Annotated in this window: 27 protein-coding genes; 10 read left to right on the forward strand and 17 right to left on the reverse strand. The window is 66.1% G+C overall.

What is annotated here, in order from left to right:
* The first annotated feature begins 24 nt into the window (after positions 1-24).
* Positions 25-459 carry a DUF3054 domain-containing protein gene (locus tag BN2694_RS05555; protein WP_135663404.1) on the forward strand — a complete coding sequence of 145 codons (435 nt, stop codon included), beginning with the start codon at positions 25-27 and terminating at the stop codon, positions 457-459.
* A 15-nt stretch (positions 460-474) separates the two neighbouring features.
* Here the strand turns inward: BN2694_RS05555 and BN2694_RS17000 are convergent, their stop codons facing one another.
* Complete coding sequence (locus BN2694_RS17000) at positions 475-639, reverse strand: DUF7331 family protein (RefSeq protein WP_167879967.1); 165 nt, start codon at positions 637-639, stop codon at positions 475-477.
* Positions 640-898: 259 nt separating this feature from the next.
* Between BN2694_RS17000 and BN2694_RS05560 the strand changes: the two genes are divergently transcribed.
* Entirely contained in the window at positions 899-1888 is a 990-nt protein-coding gene (locus tag BN2694_RS05560) for an ornithine cyclodeaminase family protein (protein ID WP_135663406.1), read from the forward strand.
* Here BN2694_RS05560 and BN2694_RS05565 read toward each other — a convergent pair whose 3' ends face one another.
* The gene (locus BN2694_RS05565; protein ID WP_135663408.1) at positions 1889-2926 is read right to left on the reverse strand and encodes a presenilin family intramembrane aspartyl protease PSH; all 1038 of its coding nucleotides are present in this window, start codon (positions 2924-2926) and stop codon (positions 1889-1891) included.
* A 187-nt stretch (positions 2927-3113) separates the two neighbouring features.
* On the opposite strand from BN2694_RS05565, the gene BN2694_RS05570 reads away from it, so the two are divergent.
* Complete coding sequence (locus BN2694_RS05570) at positions 3114-3524, forward strand: universal stress protein (protein ID WP_135663411.1); 411 nt, start codon at positions 3114-3116, stop codon at positions 3522-3524.
* A gap of 75 nt (positions 3525-3599) precedes the next feature.
* Here BN2694_RS05570 and BN2694_RS05575 read toward each other — a convergent pair whose 3' ends face one another.
* From BN2694_RS05575 to BN2694_RS05630, 12 genes are read right to left on the reverse strand one after another with little or no spacing between them, the layout of a single operon-like run.
* Complete coding sequence (locus tag BN2694_RS05575; protein ID WP_135663413.1) at positions 3600-3827, reverse strand: H/ACA ribonucleoprotein complex subunit GAR1; 228 nt, start codon at positions 3825-3827, stop codon at positions 3600-3602.
* Positions 3827-4105, reverse strand: a complete 279-nt coding sequence (gene srp19, locus BN2694_RS05580; protein WP_135663415.1) for a signal recognition particle subunit SRP19 — start codon at positions 4103-4105, stop codon at positions 3827-3829. Before srp19 ends, BN2694_RS05575 begins: the two co-directional genes overlap by 1 nt.
* 32 nt (positions 4106-4137) lie before the next feature.
* Positions 4138-5715, reverse strand: a complete 1578-nt coding sequence (locus BN2694_RS05585) for a cobyric acid synthase (RefSeq protein WP_135663417.1) — start codon at positions 5713-5715, stop codon at positions 4138-4140.
* A 19-nt stretch (positions 5716-5734) separates the two neighbouring features.
* Positions 5735-6448 carry a cob(I)yrinic acid a,c-diamide adenosyltransferase gene (locus BN2694_RS05590; protein ID WP_394346581.1) on the reverse strand — a complete coding sequence of 238 codons (714 nt, stop codon included), beginning with the start codon at positions 6446-6448 and terminating at the stop codon, positions 5735-5737.
* Positions 6439-7743 carry a cobyrinic acid a,c-diamide synthase gene (locus tag BN2694_RS05595; protein WP_135663421.1) on the reverse strand — a complete coding sequence of 435 codons (1305 nt, stop codon included), beginning with the start codon at positions 7741-7743 and terminating at the stop codon, positions 6439-6441. The genes BN2694_RS05590 and BN2694_RS05595 overlap by 10 nt, the downstream gene beginning before the upstream one ends.
* Positions 7740-8462: an adenosylcobinamide amidohydrolase gene (locus BN2694_RS05600; RefSeq protein ID WP_135663423.1), complete on the reverse strand. Its 723-nt coding sequence runs from the start codon at positions 8460-8462 to the stop codon at positions 7740-7742. Before BN2694_RS05600 ends, BN2694_RS05595 begins: the two co-directional genes overlap by 4 nt.
* A complete protein-coding gene (locus tag BN2694_RS05605) occupies positions 8455-9465 on the reverse strand; it encodes an aminotransferase class I/II-fold pyridoxal phosphate-dependent enzyme (RefSeq protein ID WP_135663426.1) in 1011 nt (336 codons plus the stop codon). The genes BN2694_RS05600 and BN2694_RS05605 overlap by 8 nt, the downstream gene beginning before the upstream one ends.
* A complete protein-coding gene (cobT, locus tag BN2694_RS05610; protein WP_135663428.1) occupies positions 9465-10463 on the reverse strand; it encodes a nicotinate mononucleotide-dependent phosphoribosyltransferase CobT in 999 nt (332 codons plus the stop codon). The genes BN2694_RS05605 and cobT overlap by 1 nt, the downstream gene beginning before the upstream one ends.
* On the reverse strand, positions 10463-11014 hold the full coding sequence (locus BN2694_RS05615) for an NTP transferase domain-containing protein (protein ID WP_135665461.1): 552 nt from the start codon (positions 11012-11014) through the stop codon (positions 10463-10465). The genes cobT and BN2694_RS05615 overlap by 1 nt, the downstream gene beginning before the upstream one ends.
* Positions 11014-11754 carry an adenosylcobinamide-GDP ribazoletransferase gene (gene cobS / locus BN2694_RS05620; RefSeq protein WP_135663430.1) on the reverse strand — a complete coding sequence of 247 codons (741 nt, stop codon included), beginning with the start codon at positions 11752-11754 and terminating at the stop codon, positions 11014-11016. Before cobS ends, BN2694_RS05615 begins: the two co-directional genes overlap by 1 nt.
* Positions 11748-12749, reverse strand: a complete 1002-nt coding sequence (gene cbiB, locus BN2694_RS05625; RefSeq protein WP_135663432.1) for an adenosylcobinamide-phosphate synthase CbiB — start codon at positions 12747-12749, stop codon at positions 11748-11750. The genes cobS and cbiB overlap by 7 nt, the downstream gene beginning before the upstream one ends.
* A gap of 4 nt (positions 12750-12753) precedes the next feature.
* Positions 12754-13908, reverse strand: a complete 1155-nt coding sequence (locus BN2694_RS05630) for a PGF-CTERM-anchored ABC transporter substrate-binding protein (RefSeq protein WP_135663435.1) — start codon at positions 13906-13908, stop codon at positions 12754-12756.
* 61 nt (positions 13909-13969) lie between these two features.
* On the opposite strand from BN2694_RS05630, the gene btuC reads away from it, so the two are divergent.
* Both btuC and BN2694_RS05640 read left to right on the forward strand, forming a co-directional pair.
* The gene (btuC, locus tag BN2694_RS05635) at positions 13970-15070 is read left to right on the forward strand and encodes a vitamin B12 ABC transporter permease BtuC (protein ID WP_135663437.1); all 1101 of its coding nucleotides are present in this window, start codon (positions 13970-13972) and stop codon (positions 15068-15070) included.
* A complete protein-coding gene (locus BN2694_RS05640; RefSeq protein ID WP_135663439.1) occupies positions 15067-16326 on the forward strand; it encodes an ATP-binding cassette domain-containing protein in 1260 nt (419 codons plus the stop codon). The genes btuC and BN2694_RS05640 overlap by 4 nt, the downstream gene beginning before the upstream one ends.
* Positions 16327-16353: 27 nt before the next feature.
* Here the strand turns inward: BN2694_RS05640 and BN2694_RS05645 are convergent, their stop codons facing one another.
* The 3 genes from BN2694_RS05645 to BN2694_RS05655 form a co-directional block, all read right to left on the reverse strand.
* Positions 16354-16794: a MaoC/PaaZ C-terminal domain-containing protein gene (locus tag BN2694_RS05645; protein ID WP_135663441.1), complete on the reverse strand. Its 441-nt coding sequence runs from the start codon at positions 16792-16794 to the stop codon at positions 16354-16356.
* Between the two features lie 40 nt (positions 16795-16834).
* Positions 16835-17545, reverse strand: a complete 711-nt coding sequence (gene coxB / locus BN2694_RS05650) for a cytochrome c oxidase subunit II (RefSeq protein ID WP_135663443.1) — start codon at positions 17543-17545, stop codon at positions 16835-16837.
* Positions 17546-17631: 86 nt separating this feature from the next.
* Positions 17632-19371, reverse strand: coding sequence for a PAS domain-containing protein (locus BN2694_RS05655; protein WP_167879968.1), 1740 nt, complete (start codon positions 19369-19371; stop codon positions 17632-17634).
* A 253-nt stretch (positions 19372-19624) separates the two neighbouring features.
* Here BN2694_RS05655 and BN2694_RS05660 point away from each other — a divergent pair, with 253 nt between their 5' ends.
* The 5 genes from BN2694_RS05660 to BN2694_RS05680 all read left to right on the forward strand — a co-directional run bounded on the left by BN2694_RS05660 (position 19625) and on the right by BN2694_RS05680 (position 24876).
* Positions 19625-21049, forward strand: a complete 1425-nt coding sequence (locus tag BN2694_RS05660; RefSeq protein ID WP_135663447.1) for a heme o synthase — start codon at positions 19625-19627, stop codon at positions 21047-21049.
* The gene (locus tag BN2694_RS05665; RefSeq protein ID WP_135663449.1) at positions 21046-21753 is read left to right on the forward strand and encodes a DUF7546 family protein; all 708 of its coding nucleotides are present in this window, start codon (positions 21046-21048) and stop codon (positions 21751-21753) included. Before BN2694_RS05660 ends, BN2694_RS05665 begins: the two co-directional genes overlap by 4 nt.
* A 7-nt stretch (positions 21754-21760) precedes the next feature.
* On the forward strand, positions 21761-22789 hold the full coding sequence (locus BN2694_RS05670; RefSeq protein ID WP_135663451.1) for an ABC transporter ATP-binding protein: 1029 nt from the start codon (positions 21761-21763) through the stop codon (positions 22787-22789).
* Positions 22786-23577 (forward strand): ABC transporter permease, encoded by a 792-nt coding sequence (locus BN2694_RS05675; RefSeq protein WP_135663453.1) that lies wholly within the window; start codon positions 22786-22788, stop codon positions 23575-23577. Before BN2694_RS05670 ends, BN2694_RS05675 begins: the two co-directional genes overlap by 4 nt.
* An 81-nt stretch (positions 23578-23658) precedes the next feature.
* Positions 23659-24876, forward strand: coding sequence for a sensor histidine kinase (locus tag BN2694_RS05680; protein ID WP_135663455.1), 1218 nt, complete (start codon positions 23659-23661; stop codon positions 24874-24876).
* The last annotated feature ends 3 nt before the right edge of the window (positions 24877-24879 follow it).

The raw sequence follows: 24879 nt of genomic DNA on the forward strand, positions 1-24879 counted from the left end.
TCCCCGCCCGCACTCCCCACGAGTATGGGAACTGTCGTCGAGACGCTCCGGAGCCGCGTCGATCCCTCCGCCGAGACGGTGGTCCTGGCCGTCGGGGACCTCCTGGCGATCGCCGCCTTCGTCGTGATCGGTTCGGTAGGGGCTCACGGCGAGTCACTCGCCGACGTCGCGGGACTGGTCGAGACCGCCGTTCCGTTCGTCGTTGGCTGGATACTGGCTGCATTCCTGGGGAGCCTCTATACGGTTGATGCCCGGCGATCAGCGCTTCGGGCGATCTCTTTGACGATCCCGGCCTGGATCACGGCGGCACTCATCGGCCAGGTACTGCGCGATCTCCTCCCGACGCCGGGTTCGTTCTCGCTCGTCTTCCTGGCCGTCTCTATCGGCGCAGGCTTAGTTCTGCTGCTCCCCTGGCGCGGTCTGACAGCCTACTGGCTCAGCGGTCGAACTCTCCACTGAAAAAACGGCGGCAGTTCACCGATAGTCTTCGAGTGAGACTGCCACGGACGACTGTACCCACGCTGTGTGGTTCTCCCGGTCGTAGATGACGAACTCGTCGTCGAGCTGCAACTGTGCGTAGCGGTCCTCCGGCTGTTCGCGCTGCCGGTCGGCCATATCGTCCGTGGGCTTTGCACTCATGGTGGGTCACGGTGGCAACGGTGCCACGTTTTGACTCCTACTCGTGGGTACGCTCGCCACCCAAATAAAGACTGGTACCAGATTATCAATGAGCATAACGACCGACTGCGACGGTATACCGGACGATCAGTGGCACACGTCGAGGGAACCCCTCGATGACGTGCAGTGACTGAAACCATCCGTGATAACTAGCGGCTCGGGATCAGTCTGAAAGCGTCGTCTCCAGCATGCATAACTATCGCGCGTTCGTTGCGTACCCATGGCCGAGGTACACTTCATTCGGAGCGAAGAGGTTTCGGGGCTAGCAACGACCGCTGAATACGTCGATGCCGTGCGAGAGGGATACCGTCAACGAGGCGACGGTGCGCCTGCAAAGCCACGGACGACACTCGAAGCCGACGATCCACAGGGGATGCTCACGGGGTACCTGGCAATGCTACCCGAAACGGGCGTGATGGGCGGGTACACCTATGCTGCGGGCTTCGACGAGAGAGATGCCCACTTCGTCCTCCCGCTGTTTGATGCCGAATCCGGCGAGCCACTGGCAGTCTTCGACGGCGCGAGTTTAAACCCCCACAAGACCGGCGCAGTCGGTGCCGTCGGCGTCGATGCCCTCGCGCGCGAAAACGCGTCTAAACTTGGACTGTTCGGCAGTGGCGCACAGGCACGGGGCCAACTGCGAGCAGTTGCGACAGTCCGTGATCTGGAGCGCGTTGCGGTCTACTCGCCGACGCACGAGCACCGACAGTCTTTCGCCGAGGAGATGAACGATCGTCTCGACGCGACTGTAACGGCTGTCGAAACGCCCAGACAAGCAGTGACCGGCTCGGACGTGGTTATCACGGCAACGAAATCGAGCGAGCCGGTTTTCGACAGTGAGTGGCTGGAGCCGGGGACCCACGTCACGGCGATGGGACAATACCATCCCCAGAAGCGCGAGATCGATGCCCGGACGGTCGCGCGGTCGACGTACGTCCCAGATTTGCGCGCCCGCATCGAACAGGACGCTGGGGCGTTCATGCTCGCCAGGGACGAGGGTGCAATCGAGGACGAACACGTCCACGCCGAACTCGGCGACGTCGTTGCTGGGAACGCACCGGGCCGGGCCGACGAAGACGAAATAACCGTCTTCGACAGCGGCGGGACGGCCATCGAGACGGTCGCCGCGGCCGGGATGCTCTACGAGCGTGCGCGGGAGGCGGAGCTCGGCGAACAGATTACGTTCGCGCCGGCCAGCGAGGCGATGTAGTCAGAGATACGGCGCGAGGCCGAGCGCCTGGACGATCGACAAACCACTCGCGAGGGCGCCGACGAGGTAGCCTGCAATCACGCCCCCGTTCAACAGCGGGAGGCCGGCGTGAGCTCGCCCCTTCAGGACCATCCGCAGGAGGATTCCCAGCCCGACGAAGGACCCGATCATCGCCGTGACTGCCGGGAGCGCGGTCGTGAACCCACCGACGCCGATCGTCGGGACCGAGGCCGGCGCGAAGAAGGCCGCCGACGCGACCAGTACCGTGGGGACGACTGCGTCCCCGAGACCGATAAACAGCGCGTCGCGGTCCTCCATCGGTTCCCCGTCTTCGTCGCTGTCACCGGGTTCGTCGCCTCCGGTAGCCTCCTCCCCGGCCGTCGGGTCGTCCTCGTCGGACACCCCATCGTCCATCGGTCCGTCGTCCTCGATAAACGAGTACTTGAGAGTCGTCGGCGCGACGAGCACGACAGGGACGTTGAGGTCCATTACGCCGGAGGCCAGCGAGAGCATGTGCTCGGTGCCGTAGACACTGATCGCGTCGTAGACTGCCAGAACGGTCAACAGGACCAGGGCCGGCAACACGCCGAACGTGATGCCGAACATCCCGGCTGCGCCCGCACCCATGATCGCCCCAGTCGCGTCGATGACGTACCATTCCGGATAGACGAGCAGCGCGATCCCGAGTGCGATCGCGCCAGCCACTGCGAGGCCGTGGACGCCGCCGTCGACCGGCAGTGTCACCACCGGCGGGAGAAGCATCGAGAAGACGATCCAGGCGATATAAACGCCAGTGAGGACGATCAGTCCCCGGATCGCCCACTCGCCGTTGTACCGAAACGCCGCGAGCATCACCCCGGTCATCACGAGAATGGCGGCGATGTACAGCAGACTGTTGGTCGGATCCTGTGGATTCTCGACCGGCTGGAGACCAGCCCCTTTCAACGGTTCGACCAGTGCGAGGGCGCCAAGTTGGACAGCCAGAAAGATCGCGACGATAACGGAGACGGCCAGCCACAGCCCCGGATTCCGATCCATATCACGGCAAATCGCGGCGGCAAGAAAAACGATTCCGTTCCGGACGGGTACTGTCGCCCGAGGTAAATCCGGCTATCGAAGCGCGGCGAGTCGGTAGCGTGTGAGATGTGGTCTCGACAACGATAGACAGCAGTGGCGAAACAGCGCTAGGCGAACTGCTAAAGGGAGGGGCTGTGCAATGTGACATATGGGTACGATTTTCGTCGCGTACGGACAGCCCGGCCATCGGAAGCCCGTCTTGGAATTTGCCGCCGAGCGGGCATCGGCGAGTGACGACGAATTGCTCGTCTATCACGTCCAAGAATCAAAAGACGAGACGGCAAAACAGCTCCGTGAGGAGATCGAGCAGGTGATCGAGGAGACGGATCCGACGGTGGCCTACACCGTAGAGGTAAATACGCGGGCCGGAATTTCGGATCAAACGAACGTCTCGAAACAAAAGCGGCTCACGGATCGGCTACTGGAACTTGAAAACGACTTCGAGTACGTCGTCATGGGCGACGTCGAACGGGGCACTGTAGCAGAACTCGCCCACTCGAGTATGACCAAGGCCGTCCTCGAAACCCACGCCCTTCCTGTTCTCCTGGTTCCTGTGTGACAGCCAGCAGACGGGACAGAATGGTCTATCGACGAGTTCGCTCGTCGCGTCCGTCGCCCTCCCGTTCCGAGATCCTCACCGCGCGTACAGCGTTTCGCCGACGAGCGTGGGCACGTGGACGTCGTCGGTGGGCGTGACCGCAAGGTATGGCCGACCGACTGGGCCAAAGACATCCACGACACGGCCGACCGTCTCTAAAGATTCGTCGATGACCTCGGTCCCGATGTCAGGGTGGGTCTCACCCTCACAGCGGAGGACAGCGACGCCCTGAGCGATCCCCCGGACTTCCCCGGCCCGGTGCATCACTCACGAAGCGCGGCGACGTAAGCCGCCACGGCTCCCAGGAGATCGCTTTTAGTCGCATCCTCGGCATCCTTCACCAGCACTCGTCCGCGAGGTTCGTACTCGCGCGGGTAGGTCTTCTCGCGTTCGATCACCGCGTCGTATCCCACCTGTTGGACCGCCTGTGCGATCTCGTCGACCGTCGGCCCCTCTACTGCCAAGTCCTCCGAGACGCGCCGGCCCTCACTACGGGTGAGTTCGGCGTCCAGCGCGGCCGGCCAGATGACGTTCTCGACCATGGCAGGGTGTCGTCGGCCCAGGGGTAAACGCCTTACTGGTCGCGGGCATCGATTGCCCCGAACGCCGGAACAACCGTGTCGAGATCGATCAGTTCGACCAGTCCAGCGGCACGATCGAGAGGCTCCCGGCGATCAGTCGCGCGATCCGGGCGTTCGATATCGGCGTCTGCAAAGACTGTCTCCAGAAACGCTTGGCGAAACGCTCTGTTCTCGAAACACCCGTGGAGATACGTCCCGAGGACCTGTCCGCTCGCGGCACTCTCCGGGCCGATCGGCCGCGAGGCGTCATCCGGTACCGTCGTCTCCCCCATGTGGATCTCATAGCCCGTGACTGTGCCGCTGGTTTCTGAGAGCGGCCCGATGCCGCTGACCTCGTATGTCGCCGCAGTCACGCGTTTGTCCGTCGAGAATCGCGTCTCGACGGGCAACAGACCGAGTCCGGTAATCGTGCCCGTCTCCGTCGTGCTCTCAACGCCGACGTTCCGGAGCGTCTCACCGAGCATTTGATACCCGCCACAGACCCCGACGATCGGTCCCGCGAAGTCCTGGATCTCTGGACCCAGACGGGTGTCCAGTACCGCGAGCAAGTCATCAACAGTGTTCTTCGTCCCCGGGAGCACCAGCGCATTGACGCCGGTCGTTGCGCTATCGAGGGGCAGGAACGTGACGCGGACGCCGGGTTCGCGGGCCAGCGGGGCCAGATCGGCCACGTTCGAGAGATGTGGTAGTCGCGGGACGCCGATCGTCACACAGCCCTCGGGTGGCACACCGTCGCCCTCGCCCCAGGTTCCGCGTTCACCTTCCTCGGGCAACGAGAGGCTGTCCTCTTCGGGGAGTCCCGGATCGTCGTGAGGCAGGACGGCGACGACCGGGACGCCTGTCCGTTCCTCGATCGCCTCGACACCGGATTCGAGCAGCGATCGGTCGCCGCGGAACTTGTTGACCACCAGTCCGAAAACGCGCTCACGGAGATCGCCGGGGAGCAGCTCCAGTGTGCCATAGAGGCTGGCGAAGACACCGCCGCGTTCGATGTCGCCGACGAGTAGGATCGAGGCGTCGGCAAACCGGGCTGTCTCGACGTTGGCCAGATCGTGGTCCTGGAGGTTGATCTCGGCGATCGAGCCCGCGCCCTCTGCGACGATCACGTCGTGGCGGGCGGCGAGTCGTTCGTGGGCCTCGCGAGCGGCCCGGCGGGCGCGTTCCCAGTGGTCCGCGTAGTACGTCCCTGCGGCGAAGTGTCCGACCGCCTCGCCGTCGATGATCAGCTGACTCTCGCCGTCACCCCGAGGTTTGAGCAGGACGGGGTTGTGGTCGGTCGTCGGCACGACGCCCGCAGCGCGGGCCTGGACGTACTGTGAGATCCCGATCTCGCCGTAGGCGTCCGGATCGCCGTCGGTCGGCTCGTTGTCTGTTGATCCTCCGGCACTCGTCTCGACGTCGTCCCCGAGCGCTCCCGGTTTAAATCCCACGCGGGCGTTGTTGGACATGTTCTGGGCCTTGAACGGCGCGACCGAAACGCCACGATCGGCCAGACGGCGACAGAGTCCCGCGACGATCGTACTCTTGCCGACGTGGCTGGCGGTCCCGGCGACGAGCACTGTCTCGGCCATGGTCACGGGCTGGAACCCATTAGTACTCGGTCCCCTTCCGCGCTGGGTGTCCCGCCTCCAGCGGATGGGCCTGTTTCTCGACATGGCTGAGCAGGTCGGCCCGGTCTTCGAGGTATGCCGGATACTCGTGGCCGCCGGTCAGGACCAGTTCCAGGCCCTCGGGTTTCTCCGCGATTAGATCGAGCACGTCCGCAGGGTCGATCAGGCTCCGATTGGCCGCGTACAGCACCTCATCGAGGATCAACATGTGAACGCCGTCGCCGGGATCGCCGTCGAGATCGAAAGGTGTCGTCGGATCGCCCTCGGCGGTAGCGTCGACGATCTCCCGGGCACGGTCGAGGGCCGCCCGCGCCCGCGCGGCGTGTTCGTCATCCTCAGTACCGTCCAGGAAGCCGTGCCAGCCCACGTGGCCGGTATTCTCGATAGTGTAGCCGGGGACGTGAGCGATGGCGTTGAACTCCCCACGGACGCCCTCGACTGACGGCGTGCCGCCCTTCATGAACTGGAGGACGTGAACGCGATAGCCGTGGCCGGCCCCACGCAGGCCCATGCCGAGGCTGGCCGTCGTCTTTCCCTTTCCGTCCCCCCACCACGCCTGGACGAGCCCGAACGACTCCGGGGCGGCAGGTTCGATCGGTTCGGTATCCGGAACGGCACCGGCCGCCGGGGAGTCACTGCCCGTGCTTGTCGTCGATTCCTCGCTGTCGTCAGTGGTGTTTCGTGTCATCGTGATCGCTCCAGAAGCGTGTCGAAGGCGCCACTCGCAGCGTGGACGTGCGCGTAGGTTCCCAGCGTGTCGTACTCGACGAGCCCGTCACGTCCGTCCGCGATCCCCTTGCCGTCCACGTCGAACGCCAGAGTCGCGTCGCTGTCGAGGCTAGCCGTCGAGTAGTGGAACTCGTGGCCCCGCAAAGCGTCGCCGGAATCAGCGGTCGGCGTCCGTCGATCGGCCGTCAACTCGACGTGGCCAAGCGCCTGATAGCGGTCGCACATCTCGACGGTCGCCGGAAGGACCCCCGCCATGTCATAGCTCTCGCCGTCGGTCGTCGTCAGCGACTCCGCCAGCGCCATGAACCCACCACACTCACCGTAGACCGGACAGCCGTCGGCCGCCCTCTCGGCGAGCGCGGAAAGCGTCGGACTCCGGGCTAATTCCTCGGCGAAGCGTTCGGGATAGCCACCGGGCAGATACACGGCATCGGCTTCGGGGAGATCGTCGCCAGCGACCGGCGAGAACGTCACGAGATCGCCGCGGGCGGCCAGTCGTTCCCGGACCGCCGGATAGACGAACCGGAACGCCCGATCGCGTGCCACAGCGACGCGAGGTTGATCGCCCCCGGCGACGGGTTCACGCGACCCGGGATCCGGCGCCGGTTCGTCGGCGACGGCTCGAAGTCGTTCGGTCTGGAGGTGGGCCGCCGCCCGATCGAGTGCCGTCTCAGCGATCGCCGCCTCTTCACCGAGGTGTAGTCCAAGGTATCGATCGGGGATTTCGAGGGCGGAATCTGGCGGGATCCGGCCGCAATAGTCGAGTTCGGGTGGGAGTGCCTCGCGGATCGATCGCTCGTGGCTGCCGCCGTGGGCCTGTTGAGCGATCACGCCTGCGACGTGAACGTCCAGGTCCATGCGGTCGGCGTAGGCCCGAAAGCCGAGCGCCGTCGCCGCGACGCTCTCGGCGCCGGCGCTGGCGTCCACGACGAGAACGACCGGGAGATCCAAAGTCGCGGCTACGTCGGCGGTACTGCAGCGCCGTCCGTCGTACAGTCCCATCACACCCTCCACGACGCAGACGTCGCCCTCGCCGCGGTGGTAGTTCCGGGCCAGTCCGTTTTCGCCTTCGAGCCAGGTGTCGAGCGTCCGCGACGGCCGATCGACCACGGTTTCGTGGTGGCTCGGGTCGATGAAGTCCGGTCCCGCTTTAGCCGGCTGGACGGCCAGTCCTTCGCGCTGGAACGCCCGCATGACCGCCAGAGTAGCGACCGTCTTGCCGACGCCGGAAGACGTCCCACCGATGACAAGCCCGTTCACGGCTCGAACACCTCCGCTCGCTCGGTCGTGGCGTCCCCGTGTTCGGCGTCGGCGACGCTTGTGGGTGGTTCCCGGTCGCCGTACCGCGATCGGTAGCTTGCCGTGATCGCCTCCCGGACGCACGCTCTCGTCGCGCGACCGACCGGCGTGGCGCTGCCGGTGTACTGGGCGGTCTCCCCGTCGGGATCGTAGGCGACGACGACGGCGTCGCTCGTCGTGCCGGTGAAGCCAGCGAGTTCGAGAAGCGTCGCCGTCCGGGCTTGGGCGACGACCGCGACGAGATTGGCCATCCCGGCGTCGGTCAGCGCGCGCGTCGTCCCGACGAACAGGTTGACCGTGCCGGGCCGCGGCGGTTCGTCCGCGTCGCCTGTCCGCCCCTCGACTCGCTGACCATCGGATTCGAGCGGCAGCGTCGTCGGGTTCGAGAGTCCGACGGTGGCGACGGCGGTCACGGGGCCGGCCCGCGCACCCCTGGCGTGGCGTTGGTCAACGCCGGTCAGCAGGACCGGCCCCGCCGCCGCGCCGAACCCCGCCCGGTCGAGACGCTGTTCGACATCCGCCCGGATGTCCGTCGGGTCCCAGCCCTCCGGGACCGTACAGTTGTAGGCTGCGTCCGCCCGACAGAACCCGCCGTCCCAGCCGGTCGAGAGCCACCGGGTGTCCGGGCGGGCGATCCGAAGAACGTCCCCGGATCGCGCCGTCTCGAAGCGCTCAGACATCGGCGAACACCGCCAGCGTCCGGTCGGTCGCCTCCTGATCGCGCACGGCGATTCTGACGTGATCGTCCAGCCCCCGGAAGGTGCGTGCGTCACGAAGGGCAACACCGTGTTCGGCCGCGGCTTTGAGTACCGTATCGACGCCAGGATCGCTCACCTCAACCAGCAGGAACGGCGCTGAAGACGGGTGGACCTCGAACCGATCGCCCAGTCCGTCCCGAAGGCGCTGGCGTTCCCGACGGATGCGTCGACGAGTCTCCGCGACGAACGCCGATTGGCGCATGCAGTAGCGGCCAGTCGAAAGCGCCGAAATGCTCACGTTCCAGGGCCGTCGGGCGGCGAGCATCGCCTCCCGCATCTCGCCGGTAGCGACCGCAAAGCCGGCGCGGATCCCGGGCAGGCCAAAGAGCTTCGTCAGCGATCGAGCCACGGTCACGCCTGGCGTGCCGGCGAGTGACGCCCGCTCCGTGAACCCCAGGAACGCCTCGTCGACCAGCAGGTGCGTCTCGGACTCGCGGCAACGCTCGGCGAACGCGAGGATCTCCTCGCGCGGGTACAGCGTTCCCGTCGGGTTGTTCGGGTTGCAGACGATCGCCAGCGCGTGCTCTGTGGGATCCGCGGCCAGGATTTCCTCGTGATCGACGAAAGACGGTTCAACCCCTTGCAGTCGGACCTCCCTGGCGTAAGAACTGAAACTCGGCGTCGGAACGAGCGCGGAATCGCCGGGTTCGACCGCGAGGTCGATCGCCAGCCGGATCGCGGCGAGGCCACCCGGCGTCGGGACGACCGCCCCCGGGTCGCAATCGACGTACACGCCAGCCGCCTCCCGATAGGCCTCGGGCGGTTCGGCCGGGTAGCGTCGCGCGTCTTGGAAGGTGTCCCGGTAGACGGATTCGACGCCATCGGGGGTTCGGGCGTTGATATTTGCGCTGAGATCCAGTACCCCCGGGTCGTCACTGCCGCCGTGTTCGACGCGGCCCACATCACGTACACGCTCTCGATCCATCAGGGATCACCCAGCAGTCGATCGTACAGCGCCACAGCTCGATCACGCACGGCCGAGCGGTCGATCCCGGATCGCCGCGCCAGCGCGAGTGCGCCACCCATCCCGACACCTTCTTTCCCCTCCCCGGCCGCGAATCGTTCGATCCCGGCGTGTCCACAGCCTCCGAAATCGGGATCGGTGGCCGTCACCGAGAGGTCCAGCGCATCGGCCGTCGCCCGGACGCTCGCCGTCGGGTCGTCGGCGACGTACCTCGTGGTCGCGAGTTCGAGTGGGCCCTCGATCCCGGCATGGCGCAGCAGCGCTGCGGCAGCCAGCAGTTGCGTCCCGCCGGCCAGCGTCACCGGCACACCGCTCGATAGCGCACCCTCAGCCAGGCCAGCGACGGCCGCGAGCACGGGATCGCCCAGGGAGCGGACGGCACGCTGTGGTTGGCCCGCCAGTTCGCCCGGTTCGATCCCGCTTTCGGCGAGGCCCTCCCGGACGACCGCACGCTTTCGCTCTGTGGGGTTCTCGGGCAGCGACGAAGAGACTGACAGCTCGACATCGAGCGCCCGGGCCACACCCAGGGCGGTCGTCGTCCCGCCGGGGATCGTCTCGCCGACATACAGGCGCTCTCCCGACTCGCTCGCGATATTCTCGCCGACCGTCCGGGATCGGTCCCAGATCGCCCCGGCGTTCGGGACCGGCTCCGCCGTCCGGACGTCATCGCCGGGTTCCCCGCCGACGGCCCGCGTCGTGATGCCCGGTTCGATCGTGAGTCCGGAATCGATCACCCGCACGTCGAAGCCGACGAGTTCCCTGACGGCCCGGGAGACCAGCGCTGGCGTCGGGCACCCGCTCGGACTGACAGGGACGGCCGGCGCATCAACGAGGTCGCCGTCCATCAGGATCTCCGCATCAGCCGTCGGCGTCACCGCCATCGCCTCGGGATCGGCTCCTGCAGCACTGATCCCCTCGATACCGGCCGTCTCGGTCGTCCCGGCGACCAACACGAACATCACTCGATCACCGCCGATCGAAGCAGCGCCTCGGCAATCTGTGCGTCCCGCGCGTGATTGACGTTGACCGCCAGCCGCGGGTTCTCGAAGACGACGCGCCGATCACTGTCGCTTTCTGCGACCACGTTGACGCCCGTCGGGGCGATACCTGGCTCTCCAGGGATCGTCGTGTCGTTGCTTACACCGTACTGTCGTTTGCTCTCCGTTGGAACACACGTAGTCATTGAAACACCATTGAACGAATCGCTGATCGAATCGACTGTTTGGCCGTCGAGCAGTGGGAGATCGGCGGCGACGGTCAAGACCGGCAGCTCGACGCGGTCGAGGGCGTACTGCAGATCGGCGACGTAGCCTTCGCCCGGCGCGTCGATCGTCGGCAGAGTGACGTGTTCTCGCGTGCGCGGGGCGTGTGGCGACGTGACGGCGTAACTCCGTTCGATCGAACTCGCCGCGAGCGCATCGGCGACGCGATCGACCAGCGCCCGTCCGCCGATCTCGACGAGAGGCTTCTCTCGGTCGAGGTCCAGGCGGGTCCCGCGACCGCCACACATCAGGAGAGCGTCCACGCGATCACCCCCGCGTGCAGCCCGACGACCCGGGCGAGTTCTGCGGTCGCCCCCATGACGTCACCGTCGACGCCGCCGAGTGTCCGTCTGGCCCACAGCACTGTCCCCACGGTACAGGCCAGCGCCGCCGCGCTCGCGACGAACGCTGACGGGTGGGGCCACGTCAACAGGGCCGCTGGAACGACGAGGACGATCGGCGCGATCGCGTTCCGGGGACCGAGTTGGTCGGTGAACTGCGCGCCCAGGCCGTCGTGGGTGGCGGTGCCGACACAGGCCGCGAGAGCGACGGCCCCCTTCGCCCCCACTTCGGCGGCGATCACGAGAACGAGGGCACGCGCCGGGAACTGTGCCAGTGCGTATCCCGCTGTCGACAGGCCAACGAAGACGAGCGCGACGGCGGCGACTGCCCCGACGCCGACGGTCGTGTCGGCCAGCACCTCGCGGCGACGCTCTCGATCGCCGTGAACGACGGCCGCATCGCCCAGGTCGGCCGCCCCGTCGAGGTGGTTGATCCCCGTGAGAACGTACAGCCAGACGACGAACCCAAACGCCGCCGTCGCTGGCGGGACGGGCGCGAGCAACGGGAGCGCCGCCAGGCCACCGATCAGGTATCCGACCAGCGGGAACGTCGCCGGTCGAGATCGGAAGGCGTCCCAGGCAGTCTCGTCGCGGCCGACGGGGAACCGCGTCAGAAAGCCCACCGCGCCCCGGATCGCGTTCAGCACGGCCTCACCCCCGCAGTGACAAGGGGAAGGGACTCGGAAGCGGCAGAAACGGCGGCGTCGGGAACGATCCGAACGCCTGCGAGGAGGGCGGCGAGGAGTCCGGCGAGTGCGCCCGCGAGTGCAACGACTCTGACCGCCCGGACGGCCATCTCCTCGTCGGGCAATGATGGGTTCGGGTTCAGGACGTAGACGCCGGGTTTCTCCAGGCGGACGTCGAGGACGGCCGCGAGTGTCGCCATCGGCCACCCGGAGTTGGGGGAGGGCGGCGCGTCTCGCCATCGGCGCCCATGCCAGAGCGCGGACGGATCGCGGGCGGCCACCGCGATGAGGACCGCCGTGAGTCGCGCGGGTATCCACATCACGAGGTCGTCCAGGCGCGCGCTCGCCCAGCCGATCGGCTTCGCTCGATAGCCCAGCATCGAATCCAGCGTGTTGAGTGCCTTCACCCAGACCGCGGCGGCGACGCCGACCGACAGCGACAGCTGCGTTCCCAGGACGAACGCTCCCAGTGGCGCGACGAACCCGTCCGCGAGGTTCTCCGCCAGGCTCTCGACGGCCCCGCTGCGGAGTTGTGCCGGCGAGAGGGCGTCCGGATCCCGTCCCACGAGGGCGGGAATCGACTCGCGGGCTTGCTCGACGCTGGTCTCGCTTGCGTCGATCACTGCCCGGGCGCTTGCCAGGAGGCGACGCAGGCTGATCGTGCTGAACAGGAGGCCTGTGGCGAGGATCGGCCCACCAAGCGACGGAAGTGACGCGACCGTCACCAGCGCGAGCACGGCGACACTCGTGGGGGCGAGTAGTGCGAGCACGACGCCGACGAGCCGCGGCGTCGGCCACTCCCGGTCGAGCGGAGCGATCGCCCGGCCGAACAGCGCGACGGGGTGAATCGACTCGGGGGCTTCACCGACCGCGGCGTCCAGCGCGAGTGCGGCGAGGACACAGAGCGGTGGCTCGACGCGGAACGCGAGTCCGCCGATCGCCACCGTTGTGCTCATCGTCTCAGCGGTCCCTGAGGAACGCTCCGGCGGCGAGCAGCGCGAGCATCGCCGCCACGACCCCGAATCCGGGGCCGGACGTCGCGGTCGTGTCCGTGGTCGTCCCGAACGTCTGGTTGGTCTCGAGCGTGACCGATTCCTCCGTCGTAGTCGTCTCGGTGGCTGGTTCCGTCGGCGTCACCGCGTCAGCGTCACAGACGGGCGAGCGAACGGAAGCGGAATCCACGCTGACGTCGGCTGCGTCGGGGTGGAACGTCGTCGCCATCGCCTCAAGCGGGTGGGTGACGCGTGGCCCGGCCTGGTGCATAAAGTTCCGATCGACGCGGAGGACCTGTCCTTCCTGGACCGCAGTCGTTCCGTTGATCCCCGATCCGGACGGGACGTCGACCCCCGACGGGACGACGATCCAGTCGGGGTCCTGATTGACGATCACTTCGTTGCTGATCACGTCGTATTCGCTGATGTTCGCAGCGGCGGCGACGTTCTCCCCGCCGGCCGCGTCGATGACGTCGCCGATGAACGTCTCCGGGCCGGCCGTGTAGCCGCCACCGAGGGTATAGAGGACCGTCGGTCGGTCTTGCCCCGCAGTCGCGTTCCGGTAGGCATCGAGTGTCGCCTGCGTCCGGGCGCTGACTTCCCGGGCGGTATCGTACTCGCCGACGAGCCGACCGGTCAGGCGCGTCTTTTCGATGACGTCGGCGATCGAAGCCGCCTGTTTGAATCGATAGACCGTCAGCCCGGCGTTCCTGAGTTGCTCGACGGCGTCCTCGCTGACGACGTTCGGAGCAAGTACGAGATCGGGTTCGAGACCGACGATCGTCTCGATCTGTGGCTGGCCCTTCTCTCCGACGACATTCGTCTTCTCCGTCGATCTTTCCAGGTACTCAGTATGATACCTGACGGGCATCCCGACCACCTTCGCCTGGGCCCCGATCTCCCACATCACCTGTGCGGCGCTTGGCGCGAGGACGACCACGTCATCGGGTTCCTCGGTAACGGTCACTGTCGCCCCGTTAGCGTCGGTGACTTCGATCGGAAAGGAGCAGTCGACGGCCGTCTCGTTCTCGGGAGTCTGACCGGCGACAGGAGCGAGCGTCGCGCCGAGCAGTCCGAGGACCAGTACGACCGCGGTGAGGGCTCCAAGGGTAGTGCGGGTCATGTACACCCCGCTGCGGGCTTGTTCAATAAGTACTTACCTAATGCAACTCAACTTTCTCCCGATGCGGTTCGGAACGCGACTGCTGACCTGGACGGTCGGGCTGGTGGTGGCACTGTTCGCTGTCGTCGTGGTGAGTGCCGCGATCGGCCCGGTCGCCCTTGAGGTGTCGACGGTCGCCAGAGCGACGCTCAACGCCGTTGGGGTTCCGGCGGGACTGGCCGTCGGTATCGAAGAGGGCGGGCTGGCAGGGATGACCGTCTCCCTACCGACGGTCGACGTGAGTTACGCCTACCCCTTCGCATTCGAGGTCCCGACGACGGCCGAGACGATCGTCCGGCAAGTCCGTCTGCCGCGGATCGCCCTCGGTGGGGTCGTGGGCTTTTCGCTGGCGTCGGCCGGCGCGGTCATGCAGGGGTTCTTCCGGAACCCGATGGCCGACCCGTCGATCATCGGCGTCTCTTCGGGGGCCGCCCTGGGTGCCGTCGCGACAATTGTCTTCCCTATCGCCGTCCCGCTGTCCCTTCAGACGGCCGCGTTCGTCGGCGCGCTGGTGGCCGCTTTCGCGGTCTACACGATCGCAACCGAGAACGGGCGGACGCCCGTCGCCACGCTGTTGCTCGCGGGCGTGGCCGTCCAGACGTTCCTCGGTGCGGTGATCTCCTATACGCTCTTGCAGGCCGGCGAAAGTCTCGATCGAGCCGTCTTCTGGCTGATGGGCCACCTCAACAACAGCACGTGGGCCGAAGTCGAAGTGACGCTGCCTCTGGCGTTAGTCACGTTCGGTGGGCTACTCGTCTACGCCCGCGATCTCAACGTCCTCATGCTCGGCGAGGAAGACGCCAGGACGGTCGGGATCGCCGTCGAGCGGACCAAGCGCATCCTGCTGGCGCTGTCGAGCATCGTCACTGCCGCGGCGGTCGCCGTCGCGGGCGTCATCGGCTTCGTCGGGTTGATCGTCCCCCACGTCATGCGCCTGCTCGTCGGTCCGGATCACCGGATACTCCTCCCGACGAGCGCGCTCGCCGGCGCGACCTTCCTCGTCGCGACCGACACCCTCGCCCGATCGGGTCCCGCGGAGTTGCCGGTCGGGATCGTCACCGCCGCACTGGGTGCGCCCTTCTTTCTGTACCTGCTGACCAGACGGGAGGTACACGAACTGTGACCGACCACACGATCACGCTGGCAGACGTATCGACCGCCCTGGGTGGCGTCGAGGTGCTGGCCGAGGTCTCGCTGTCGGTCGGTCGAGGCGAGTTCCTCGGGCTGGTCGGCCCCAACGGCGCGGGCAAGACGACGCTGCTCCGGACGATCAACGGCGTCCTCGATCCGGACGCTGGGGCAGTCCGTCTGGAAAGCGACTCGATCGAGGCGTTGAGCGCACGCGAAGTCAGCCGACGCGTCGCGACGGTCCCCCAGGACACCTCGGTCGCCTTCGAGTTCTCCGTCGCGGATGTCGTCCGGATGGGTCGGACGCCCTACCGATCGCGGACCGACATCGTTGCCGACGACGCGGATCGGGACGCGGTCGATCGAGCACTCGAACGTACAGGGATGGACGCCCTCCGGGATCGTTCGATCGCTGCCGTCAGCGGCGGCGAGCGCCAGCGCGCGTTCGTCGCCCGAGCCTTGGCACAGGACACACCGGCCCTGGTGCTGGACGAGCCGACCGCCAGCCTCGACATCAACCATCAGGTCCAGGTGCTAGAACTCGTCGCCGACCTCGTCGCCGATAACAAGACGGCCATCGCCGCGATCCACGATCTGGATCTGGCCGCACGCTACTGCGATCGCCTGGCGTTGCTCGCCGACGGACGCCTGCAGGCCGTCGGCGATCCGGCGACGGTCCTGACCGACGATCATCTCCAGCCCGCCTTCGAGACACGGACTGCGGTGACGCCTGACGCTGTCACGGGCGCGCCGAGCGTGACTGCTATCGCTGATCCACGCCGCGATCGAGATACCCACGTCCACGTCCTGGGGACCGGATCGACCGCCGCCCGTGCCATCACGAAGCTCTGGCAGGCCGGCTTCGACGTGACTGCCGGGCCGCTCCCCGCGGGCGATATCGCCCTCTCGGTTGCCCGCGAACTCGACGTCGAGGCGATCGAATCACCCCCGCTCGCCGCTCCCGACGAAGCGATGCTGCAGGAGGCCCGCGAGCACTGTCGCCGGGCGCAGGCGACAGTCCTGGCCGACCCCGTGATCGGACCAGACGGCCACGTCCTCGGCCTCGCCGACGCCAGCAATCGGCCGGTCCTCGTCGAAACGTGTCCTGTCGAGGAGCGCAATCAGGCGGGCGAACGGGCAGAAAAACGGTATGAAGCCCTCCAATCGAGGGCGACGACGGCGTCGATACACGGACTCGTCTCGGCGGTCGTCGAGTCGACGTCCTCCAGGGCAGTTGCTGCTGACGATTGACTGACGTCCCGTGTCGAAGAAAGGAGTTCACTCCGCCGAGCGCCGTGCAAACAGCCCCTCGACAACCATCGAGAGGACGACCTCGTCATCTCCGTTCGTGGTCGTCACCGCCAGGTCGACCTGGCCGCGTTCCGCATCGAAGGAGTCGCGATCGACGACCTCGATCTCTGCGGTGAGTTCGTCGCCCGGGCGGACCGGCGTCGGCCAGCGCAGGTCCTCGACGCCGAGACCGGCCAGGACGGCCGATTCCGAAAAGAGACCGTCGACCATGAGACGCATCGTCAGGGCGGCAGTGTGCCACCCACTGGCGATCAGGCCGTCGAACATGTCCCCCTCGGGATCGCGTTCGGTATGCATCGGGAGCGGATCGAACTGCTCGGCGAAGGCGACGATCTCCTCGGCACTGACGGTCCGTGGACCGGCCGTCCAGCCGTCGCCGACGGCAAAGTCATCGTAGTAGAACGTCATGGGTTCGAACTCCGGGACGACGAAGGAAAAGCGACCTGAATTACGCCGACTGCTCGTCGAGCCAATCCTGGAAGTCTTCCTGGCTCACGACTTCGACGGTCCCCAGCATGCCCGAGTGGCCGGCCCCACAGTACTCCGCACAGTAGAGCTGGTGTGCGCCGGTCTCCGTGGGCTCGGTCGTCAGATAGTTCGCCTGCCCGGGGAAGGCGTCCTGTTTCAGCCCTAGTCCGGGGACGTGGAACGAGTGCAACCAGTCCTTGGATGTGACATTCAGCCGGACCTCCCGATCGACCGAGAGCACCATCGTCCCCCCCGTCGTCACGTTGTGTTCGGGGTATTCGAACGTCCAGCTGTACTTCTGGGCGACGACATCGACCTCCAGCGTGTCGTCCTCCCCAGCGGCGACGCCGGATGAGGTGACGTGCTCGTCGGCCAGGACGCCATACGAGGCGATGCCGACGAACAGCAGGACGACGGCCGTCGCGACGGTCCAGGTGATCTCGAGTCGGCGGTTCTCCCTCGTGGGCTTTGGCTCGTCGACCTTGTCGGCACGGTAGCGCCAGACAGTGTAGACGAGGATCCCCTCGACCAGCAGCGTGATGGGGATGGCGACCGCCAGCAGTTCGTAGTTGAGCCCCCAGATCAACCCGTCCGTCGTCGAAGCACCCGACTGGGCGGCCACGGGATGGACGAGCGTCGCCAATCCCGAAAGCGTGAGGACCGCGACAAGCCCGTTTCGCGTCTCGGTCATACTCGGGCTTCGAGACAGCCAGTCATAAAGAGCGTTCATCCGGCGAATTTCGGCGATTCCTCGCTGGTCGTCGGTACCGACCCTCCTTACTGCTCGAAGACGATCCGGACGACGTTCCCTTGCGGCTCGTTCTCGTCGAACTCGAGGTGTCCCCCAGACCGACGGACGACTAGCCAAGTGAGCCACAGCCCCAGTCCACGACCGTGGTTCAGCGGGTCGATGGTGGCGTCGTCGGTGACCATCTTCACTTCCATGTCCGGGATCGGCGGGCAGCGGTCAGCAATCTCGACGACAGTCCGCTCCGCTGAGGTACTGATGTCGACGGTCACCGTCGGCTCTCTCTCCGTGGCGTGAACGATCGCGTTCTCGACAAGTTCGATGATGGCCCCCGACAGGTGTGTCGACGCTTTGACTGGCACGGGTGACGGTGTGGAAACGGAGACCCTAGCGTGTGGGTAGCGATCCCGGACGTTCTCGACCGCGGCGTCTACGACTGCAGAGAGATCGAGCTGATCGCGCGTGGGGGAATCGGCAAGCAATCGCGTGATTCGACGTTCCTTATCGAACGTATCGAGCAGCGAATCACTCGTCTCGAGGATCTTGCTGGCGTGGGTTCGAGCAGCGATGTCACCCTCCGATTCGATCATTTCGGCGTGACCAGTGATGACGTTGAGATTGTTGCGAGCGTCATGCCGGAGAACCCGGTCGATCTTGTGTAACTGGTTGATCCGCTCGCTCCGTTCGGTGATGTCCCGAATCGTCGACCCGTAGCCCCGAACCTCGCCGTCGACGCCCCAGAGTGGATAGTAGCGGATGTCGAGCAGACGGGTCCCCATATCGGGGTGGTCTCGTTCCATCTCGTACTGGACACGCTCGCCAGACAGGACGCGATCGACGTGCTCGTCGAGACGGTGGTACGCGTCGGCACCGACGACATCCGCCAGCGATCGACCCTCGATGGTCGTTTGATCGACACCGTGGTAGTCACAGTACCGTTCGTTCGCGAAGAGAAACCGCCGGTCGGCGTCCATCGCCGCCAGCAGGTCGGTCGAACTCTCGACGGCCTGCTCGTAGTTGCGAAGCCGTTCCTCGACGCGCCTGACGTCACTGACGTCCCTGATGATCAAAACGCTCGCGGGCTGTCCGACCCACTCGGTCGGCTGGGCGGACACCTCGACGGGGAGCGATCCCACACGACTCGCGAGGGTCCCGGGGGCGGCCTCGAGCGTTCGCTCACCGGTCGCGACGGCCGCGAGCCGCGACTCGTCAATCTGAATCCCCTCGAAAGACAGTGCCCCCGGGAACGACTCGCCGACAACGTATTCACGGCCTTGGGCCCCGTAGAGTTCGAGCAACTGCGTGTTAACGAACACGTACCGGCCGTCCTGGACGATCGCGATCGCGTCCCGTGCCGAGTCGAGGTGGGTCGCCGCCCGGGCTTCGGCGGCAAACCGGTCCCGTTTGGCGCGGTGATACGCGACTGCCTCCTGGACGAGCGTCGGGAGTCGGTCGACGTCGGTCGGGTTGGAGAAGGTGTCGGTCGCCCCCGCCGCGACCGCGCGCCGGGCCGCCTGGCCGCCGGCGAACAGGATGACCGGCAAGCCAGGTGTTCGAGACCGGATCGTTTCCAGTAACGCGACGCCGTCGATTGCCGGCGGATCGTGATCGCAGATCACGCATTCAACGTCGCCGTCCCGGTCGATATCCTCGATCGCCGTGTCGATCGACGTCACGACCGAAACCGCGATCCGGTCGCTCGTCTCGAGGCCGGACATCGCGCCGTCCGTCGTGACTGCGAGGACGCGGATCGGATCGGAATGGGTCATTGTACCAGGTGTTCGGGGATCCCCGGAAACGAGTGATCCATCAGGGGGTTGATCCCATAACAACATATTGCGAAGGTGGAAAGATTACTCTTTGGTCGACAGCGAGCGTCGCCGCCGACGGCCCGAATATGGGTGCGGTCGGATTTCAGCCCCCGTACTCGATCTACCACACACCAGGCACCGCCAAACCCGACAAGTCTTGCAGCGGGGGGAAGCCTAAGTATCGCCCACCACGGAGGTGAAATGAGAACCAGTGTTACGGAATCGAGTCGACGGCGTCCCGCTGTCGACGTTACTTGCCGGGACCATCGTCGGCGTCTATCTGCTCGTCGTCGCGGGGGCGACCGCCTCGATCGCCGACGCCGCCGCGACCTGTTCGAGTTGGCCGGCCTGCGGGATCCCTTCTGTGGAGTCGCCCGCACTGGCTATCGCCTGGGTCCATCGGCTACTCGCCGCCACCGTCGGCGCGGCGGTGTTACTGACCACCGTCGTCGGCTTCCGGCGCGTTTCGGATCGCCGGGTCCGGGGGGCGCTCGCCCTCGCGGTCGTGCTCTTTCCCCTCCAGATCGGCCTGGGAGCGGTCGTAACAGTCACCGGCGCCGCCGGGATCTCGCCGACAATCCACCTTGGCGTGGCGATGAGCATCTTCGGGGCGCTCGTACTCGCGCTGGCCTGGCACCTCGAAGTCGAGTACGGCGATCCCGACGATCGCTCCGTGACCCAACCGGATCCTGATCCGGTCCCTGCCGGAGACGCCACAGACGGGAGCACCCAGGCGGGCGGCCGACGCGACCGCGGCCCCCTCGGAGAGATCATCGCGACCCTCCGGGCGTACGTTAGCCTGACTAAGCCGCGATTGATGTGGCTGCTGTGTCTCGTCGCCTCTGCGGGGATGGCACTTGCTGCAGCGGGCGGGCAAGCATTGACGACCGGGACAGTACTCGCGACGCTTTCAGGTGGCGTCCTCGCCATCGGTGCCAGCGGAACCTTCAATCACATCCTCGAACGAGACCGTGACAAACGGATGGAACGCACGTCGGATCGGCCGGTCGCAACCGATCGTGTCCCGATCCGCAACGCCGTGGTATTCGGCCTCGCGCTGGCGACCCTCTCGCTGGCCGTCTTCGCGTCGATCAACCTACTTGCGGCCGCACTCGGTCTCTCGGCGATCCTGTTTTACAGCGTCGTCTACACCCTGCTGTTGAAGCCCAATACGGTACAAAATACCGTCCTCGGTGGCTTCGCGGGAGCGCTCCCGGCACTGATCGGCTGGGCCGCCGTCACGGGGACACTCGGCGTGCCCGGTCTTGCACTTGCGGGAATCGTCTTCCTGTGGACGCCAGCGCACTTCTACAACCTGGCGCTGGCCTACCGCGATGACTACGAGCGCGGCGGCTTCCCGATGATGCCCGTCGTTCACGGCGCGACGGTCACGCGCAAACATATCCTGCTGTACCTCGGCGCGACGCTGCTGGCCGCAAGCGGGCTCGCCGCGCTGGCGAACCTGGGCGTCCTCTACGGGGCAACCGTCGCGACCGTCGGCGCCGTCTTCCTGTGGGCCGTCCTGGCACTGCATCGCGAGCGAACGACGGCCGCGGCCTTCCGGGCCTTCCACGCCTCGAACGCCTTTCTGGGGGCGCTGCTGGTCGCGGTCGTGATCGACGCCATGGTCGTATGAGCACCGTCACACTCCCGCGGTCGCTCCCGCTCCCGTCCCGCGAGACGCTCGTCTGGGGCGCGCTACTGGTCAATACCGAGGCGCTGGTGATACTGGGATACGTCTTGTTCAGCGACACGCAGTTGCTGAACCTGGCTGCCCTCCGACTGTACGTCTACCCGTTCGTCTGGATCAACGTCTCGCTGTGGGCACTCGCCCGCGTCCGGCCGCCGGCCGCGCCCACCCGTCGGCGCCTGTTCGCCGGGGTGCTGGCAGTCGGGTACTTGCTCGTCCTGTCGTATCTGGGCGGGCTGGTCTCGCTGGCCGGATCGGGCGGGTTCGACGTCTCGGTCAACGCCCTGACGATTCCACCCGGCTGGGGGCCCTCGGTGTCGGTCGACGCCGCCGGCCTGCTGGTGACGCTGCTCCCGTTCAAAGTGCTTGGGTACGTTACGCTGTCGTACCTCGTCTACGCGATGGTCGTGGAAGCGGCTGGGTTCGTTCCGGCCGTCCTGGGGCTGTTCTCGTGTGTCTCCTGTGTCTGGGCCGCGGTGGTCGTCCCGCTGACGGGAGCCATCGGCGGGTCAACAGCGCTGGCAGGGATAGTCTACGCCGGTGGATACGACCTCTCGACGGTCGTGTTCGTCCTCGCAGTCCTGCTTTTGGTCTGGCGGCCGTCGTTCTCGACGCTGAACCGATTCACTTTAGGGGGTTCCTCGGGGTGAACGGATCGTGACGGACGCAATCGTCGCCGAAAATGTCCGACGGAGTTACGGTGACACCGTGGCGCTTTCCGGCGTCTCCCTGACTGTCGCGGCAGGCGAAGTTTTCGCGCTGGTCGGCCCCAACGGCGCGGGCAAGACCACGCTGGTCCGGGCGCTCACGGGCACGACCGACCACGAAGGCGAAGTCGCGCTGTTCGGTGAAGATCCACGGACATTCGATCGCTCGCGGATCGGGCTGCTCCCGCAGGACTTTACGCCTCACGAACGGCTGACCGCCCGGGAGTTGATCGCGTACTACGCCGGCCTCTACGACGACGCGCACTCGCCGGGACGGATTCTGCCAGACGTAGGGCTGACCGACAGCGCCCAGACGACATACGAGAACCTCTCCGGTGGCCAGCAACGCCGAGCCTGCGTCGGCACGGCGCTGGTGAACGACCCCGATCTGTTGCTCCTCGACGAGCCGACCACCGGGATCGATCCGGCGGGCCGACGACGACTCTGGGAGCTGATTGAGGAGTTAGCCGCGGCGGGGACGACGGTGGTGCTGACGACTCACTACATGGCCGAAGCCCAGCGGCTGGCCGACCGGGTCGGACTCCTCGCCGACGGGGAACTCGTCGCCGTCGACACCCCCTCTGTGCTCATCAACGCCCACGGCGGCGAGACGCGGCTGACGATCGAGACGACCCCGGCACCCGGATCGTTCGATCTCGACCTGGGCTACCGGACGGCGACGACCGACGACGAGCTACTCGTCTACGACGTCGCGCCGACCGAGATCGGGACGGTCGTCGAGGCACTGTCCGAGGAGGGTATCGAAGCCGATTCGCTATCCTGGGCGGAACCGACACTCGAAGACGTCTATCTCGAACTCACCGGCCAAGCCGTCGGACGCGGCGGTGACGTACTAGCGGAAGACGACGAACAGTCGACCAGACCGACGGAAGACGACGAACAGTCGACCGACTCGACGGAGGGTAGCCAGCGGACAACTGGACCAGCCGGAACACAGCCAGTGGAGGGAGACGAGTGAGCCTCGCGAGTCGGCTCGGCAGCGAGACGCGAGCGGCCGGGAAGGCGTTCCTCCGGCGCCGGACAGCCGTGTTCTTCACGTTCCTCTTTCCACTCCTGATCGTCGGGATCTTCGGCGTGTTGATCCAGACGCGGCCGACCGGCGGCGGCCTGTTCACGGAGTCGCCGGCCTACTACGTTCCGGGGTACCTCGCCGTTGTCGTCCTGTTCACACCGCTTTCGCGGGTGGGCAGCGAGGTCGCGCGCCACCGGGAGGGCAATCGCTTCGAGAAGTTGGCGACGACGCCCCTCTCGCGGGTCGAGTGGCTCGCCGCCCAGACGCTGGTGAACGTCCTGATCATCGGGGTCGCGGCCGTGCTCATCCTGGCCGTGATGGTGATCGGGACCGGGGCCGAGATCGCACTGTCGCCCCTGCTTGCGGTCTTCCTCGCGCTGGGCGTCGCGCTGTTCTGTGCGGTCGGCGCGATGATCGGGAGCCTGGCGGACTCCCAGGACGGCGTGATCTCGGCGAGCAACGGGATAGCGATCCCCCTCCTCTTCCTCTCGGAGACGTTCGTTCCGCCGTATCTGTTGCCCGAGTGGTTCCGGCCGCTGCTGGATCTCTCGCCGCTGACGTACTTCTCGCGGGGCGTCCGCGCGGTCGTGACTCCACCCGGAGCGGGCGTCGACGGCGTGGTCGTCTCTACGTGGCCGAGTGGCCCCGATCCGCTGTTCAATCTCGGCGTCCTCGCCGTACTCGCGGTAGTCGCGTTTGCGGTGGGAGCAATTGCACTCCCCCGGACCGATTGACGACTAGATAACCACGAGATAGCCTCAGAGATGATAACGGACAGGGGAGCGTTTAGTATCCGCAAAACAAAACGGTAGATAATGGTGGAGTGGCGAAAGCCATTGACATCAGTGGATGAGATTATTCCGCTGCTAGTTCTCGGTAGCGGCGTGATCCTTCTCGGGTGGTCGTTACTCGAGTTGGTCGGGTTGTTCGCAGTCGGCTCTCCGGTGGCGTCCGAGCCGCGATACATGATTGGATACGTCACGCACATCCCAGCCTCTCTCGGGCTCATGTGGGGCGGGAAGTGGCTACAGGAGAGCGAGCTCCACTCGAAGTACTACCGGTCGGTCACGACGTACTGTGCCGTAGGAGGGTTCGGGTTCCTCGTTTTCAACGTTGGCCTCATGAGTTTCTTCCCGTCGGAATCGATTTGGCTCACGATCAACTGGCTGCGCTGGGCACTGTCACTGGGCCTGATCGTCGGGCTGTACGTCGGTATCTCACAGGCGCGGACGATCTATCACACACTCATGGCAGAGCGTCAATCGCTCCGTGCGCAGCATCTGGAACAACAGCGGGATCTCGTCGACGACATGAACAGCATCCTGCGCCACGAGGTTCTCAACGCCACACAGACGATCCTCGGGACCGTCGGACTGCTACAGGACGAAAGCAAGCCGATCGATCCCGAAGACGAGCGTCTCGAACGAATACGCCACCAGGGCCAGGAACTGGCCGACGTGATTCGGGACGTCCGCTCGCTGTTGCACACGAAGCAAGACGGTCGAGAACTGGAAGCCATAAACCTGACCGAGGTCCTCCGTTCAGAGGTCGAGAACGTACGGGACCGTCATCCGACCGTCGAAATCGAAGAGTCCGTTCCGGAGGCCGTCACCGTCCGTGGGGACGAACTACTCGGACGTGTCTTCGGGAACCTGCTTGCCAACGCCGTCGAACACAACGACCCGGCAGACCTCCGGATACGGGTGGCCGGGACCGTCCGGGACGGAGCCGTCGTCGTCAGGATCGAGGACGACGGCGACGGCATTCCGGATCGAAATCTCGACATGCTGTTCGAACGGCCCCGACACGGTGATCACGGTCTGGGGCTGTACATCGTCAGTAAACTCCTCGACAGTTACGGGGGCTCGATCGACGTAGTGACGACCGGGGACGAAGGGACGGCGATCGAGGTCACGTTGCCGCTCCATCAGTCGGAGAACCACCCCATCGCACCCGGCACGGAATCGGATGACGAACGCACGGCGGAGCCAGCGTCGAGTGACGATACCGTGCGGGCAGATCGAACGGACTGACCC

This window comes from Halorhabdus rudnickae (assembly GCF_900880625.1).
Lineage (GTDB): Archaea > Halobacteriota > Halobacteria > Halobacteriales > Haloarculaceae > Halorhabdus > Halorhabdus rudnickae.

Excerpts from the sequence above, each read along its gene's own strand:
- BN2694_RS05555 (WP_135663404.1), top strand. The coding sequence starts at position 25 with ATGGGAACTGTCGTCGAGACGCTCCGGAGCCGCGTCGATCCCTCCGCC.
- BN2694_RS17000 (WP_167879967.1), bottom strand. The coding sequence starts at position 639 with ATGAGTGCAAAGCCCACGGACGATATGGCCGACCGGCAGCGCGAACAG.
- BN2694_RS05560 (WP_135663406.1), top strand. The coding sequence starts at position 899 with ATGGCCGAGGTACACTTCATTCGGAGCGAAGAGGTTTCGGGGCTAGCA.
- BN2694_RS05565 (WP_135663408.1), bottom strand. The coding sequence starts at position 2,926 with ATGGATCGGAATCCGGGGCTGTGGCTGGCCGTCTCCGTTATCGTCGCG.
- BN2694_RS05570 (WP_135663411.1), top strand. The coding sequence starts at position 3,114 with ATGGGTACGATTTTCGTCGCGTACGGACAGCCCGGCCATCGGAAGCCC.
- BN2694_RS05575 (WP_135663413.1), bottom strand. The coding sequence starts at position 3,827 with ATGCACCGGGCCGGGGAAGTCCGGGGGATCGCTCAGGGCGTCGCTGTC.
- srp19 (WP_135663415.1), bottom strand. The coding sequence starts at position 4,105 with ATGGTCGAGAACGTCATCTGGCCGGCCGCGCTGGACGCCGAACTCACC.
- BN2694_RS05585 (WP_135663417.1), bottom strand. The coding sequence starts at position 5,715 with ATGGCCGAGACAGTGCTCGTCGCCGGGACCGCCAGCCACGTCGGCAAG.
- BN2694_RS05600 (WP_135663423.1), bottom strand. The coding sequence starts at position 8,462 with ATGTCTGAGCGCTTCGAGACGGCGCGATCCGGGGACGTTCTTCGGATC.
- BN2694_RS05605 (WP_135663426.1), bottom strand. The coding sequence starts at position 9,465 with ATGGATCGAGAGCGTGTACGTGATGTGGGCCGCGTCGAACACGGCGGC.
- cobT (WP_135663428.1), bottom strand. The coding sequence starts at position 10,463 with ATGTTCGTGTTGGTCGCCGGGACGACCGAGACGGCCGGTATCGAGGGG.
- BN2694_RS05615 (WP_135665461.1), bottom strand. The coding sequence starts at position 11,014 with ATGTGTGGCGGTCGCGGGACCCGCCTGGACCTCGACCGAGAGAAGCCT.
- cbiB (WP_135663432.1), bottom strand. The coding sequence starts at position 12,749 with ATGAGCACAACGGTGGCGATCGGCGGACTCGCGTTCCGCGTCGAGCCA.
- BN2694_RS05630 (WP_135663435.1), bottom strand. The coding sequence starts at position 13,908 with ATGACCCGCACTACCCTTGGAGCCCTCACCGCGGTCGTACTGGTCCTC.
- btuC (WP_135663437.1), top strand. The coding sequence starts at position 13,970 with ATGCGGTTCGGAACGCGACTGCTGACCTGGACGGTCGGGCTGGTGGTG.
- BN2694_RS05645 (WP_135663441.1), bottom strand. The coding sequence starts at position 16,794 with ATGACGTTCTACTACGATGACTTTGCCGTCGGCGACGGCTGGACGGCC.
- coxB (WP_135663443.1), bottom strand. The coding sequence starts at position 17,545 with ATGACCGAGACGCGAAACGGGCTTGTCGCGGTCCTCACGCTTTCGGGA.
- BN2694_RS05655 (WP_167879968.1), bottom strand. The coding sequence starts at position 19,371 with ATGACCCATTCCGATCCGATCCGCGTCCTCGCAGTCACGACGGACGGC.
- BN2694_RS05665 (WP_135663449.1), top strand. The coding sequence starts at position 21,046 with ATGAGCACCGTCACACTCCCGCGGTCGCTCCCGCTCCCGTCCCGCGAG.
- BN2694_RS05680 (WP_135663455.1), top strand. The coding sequence starts at position 23,659 with ATGGTGGAGTGGCGAAAGCCATTGACATCAGTGGATGAGATTATTCCG.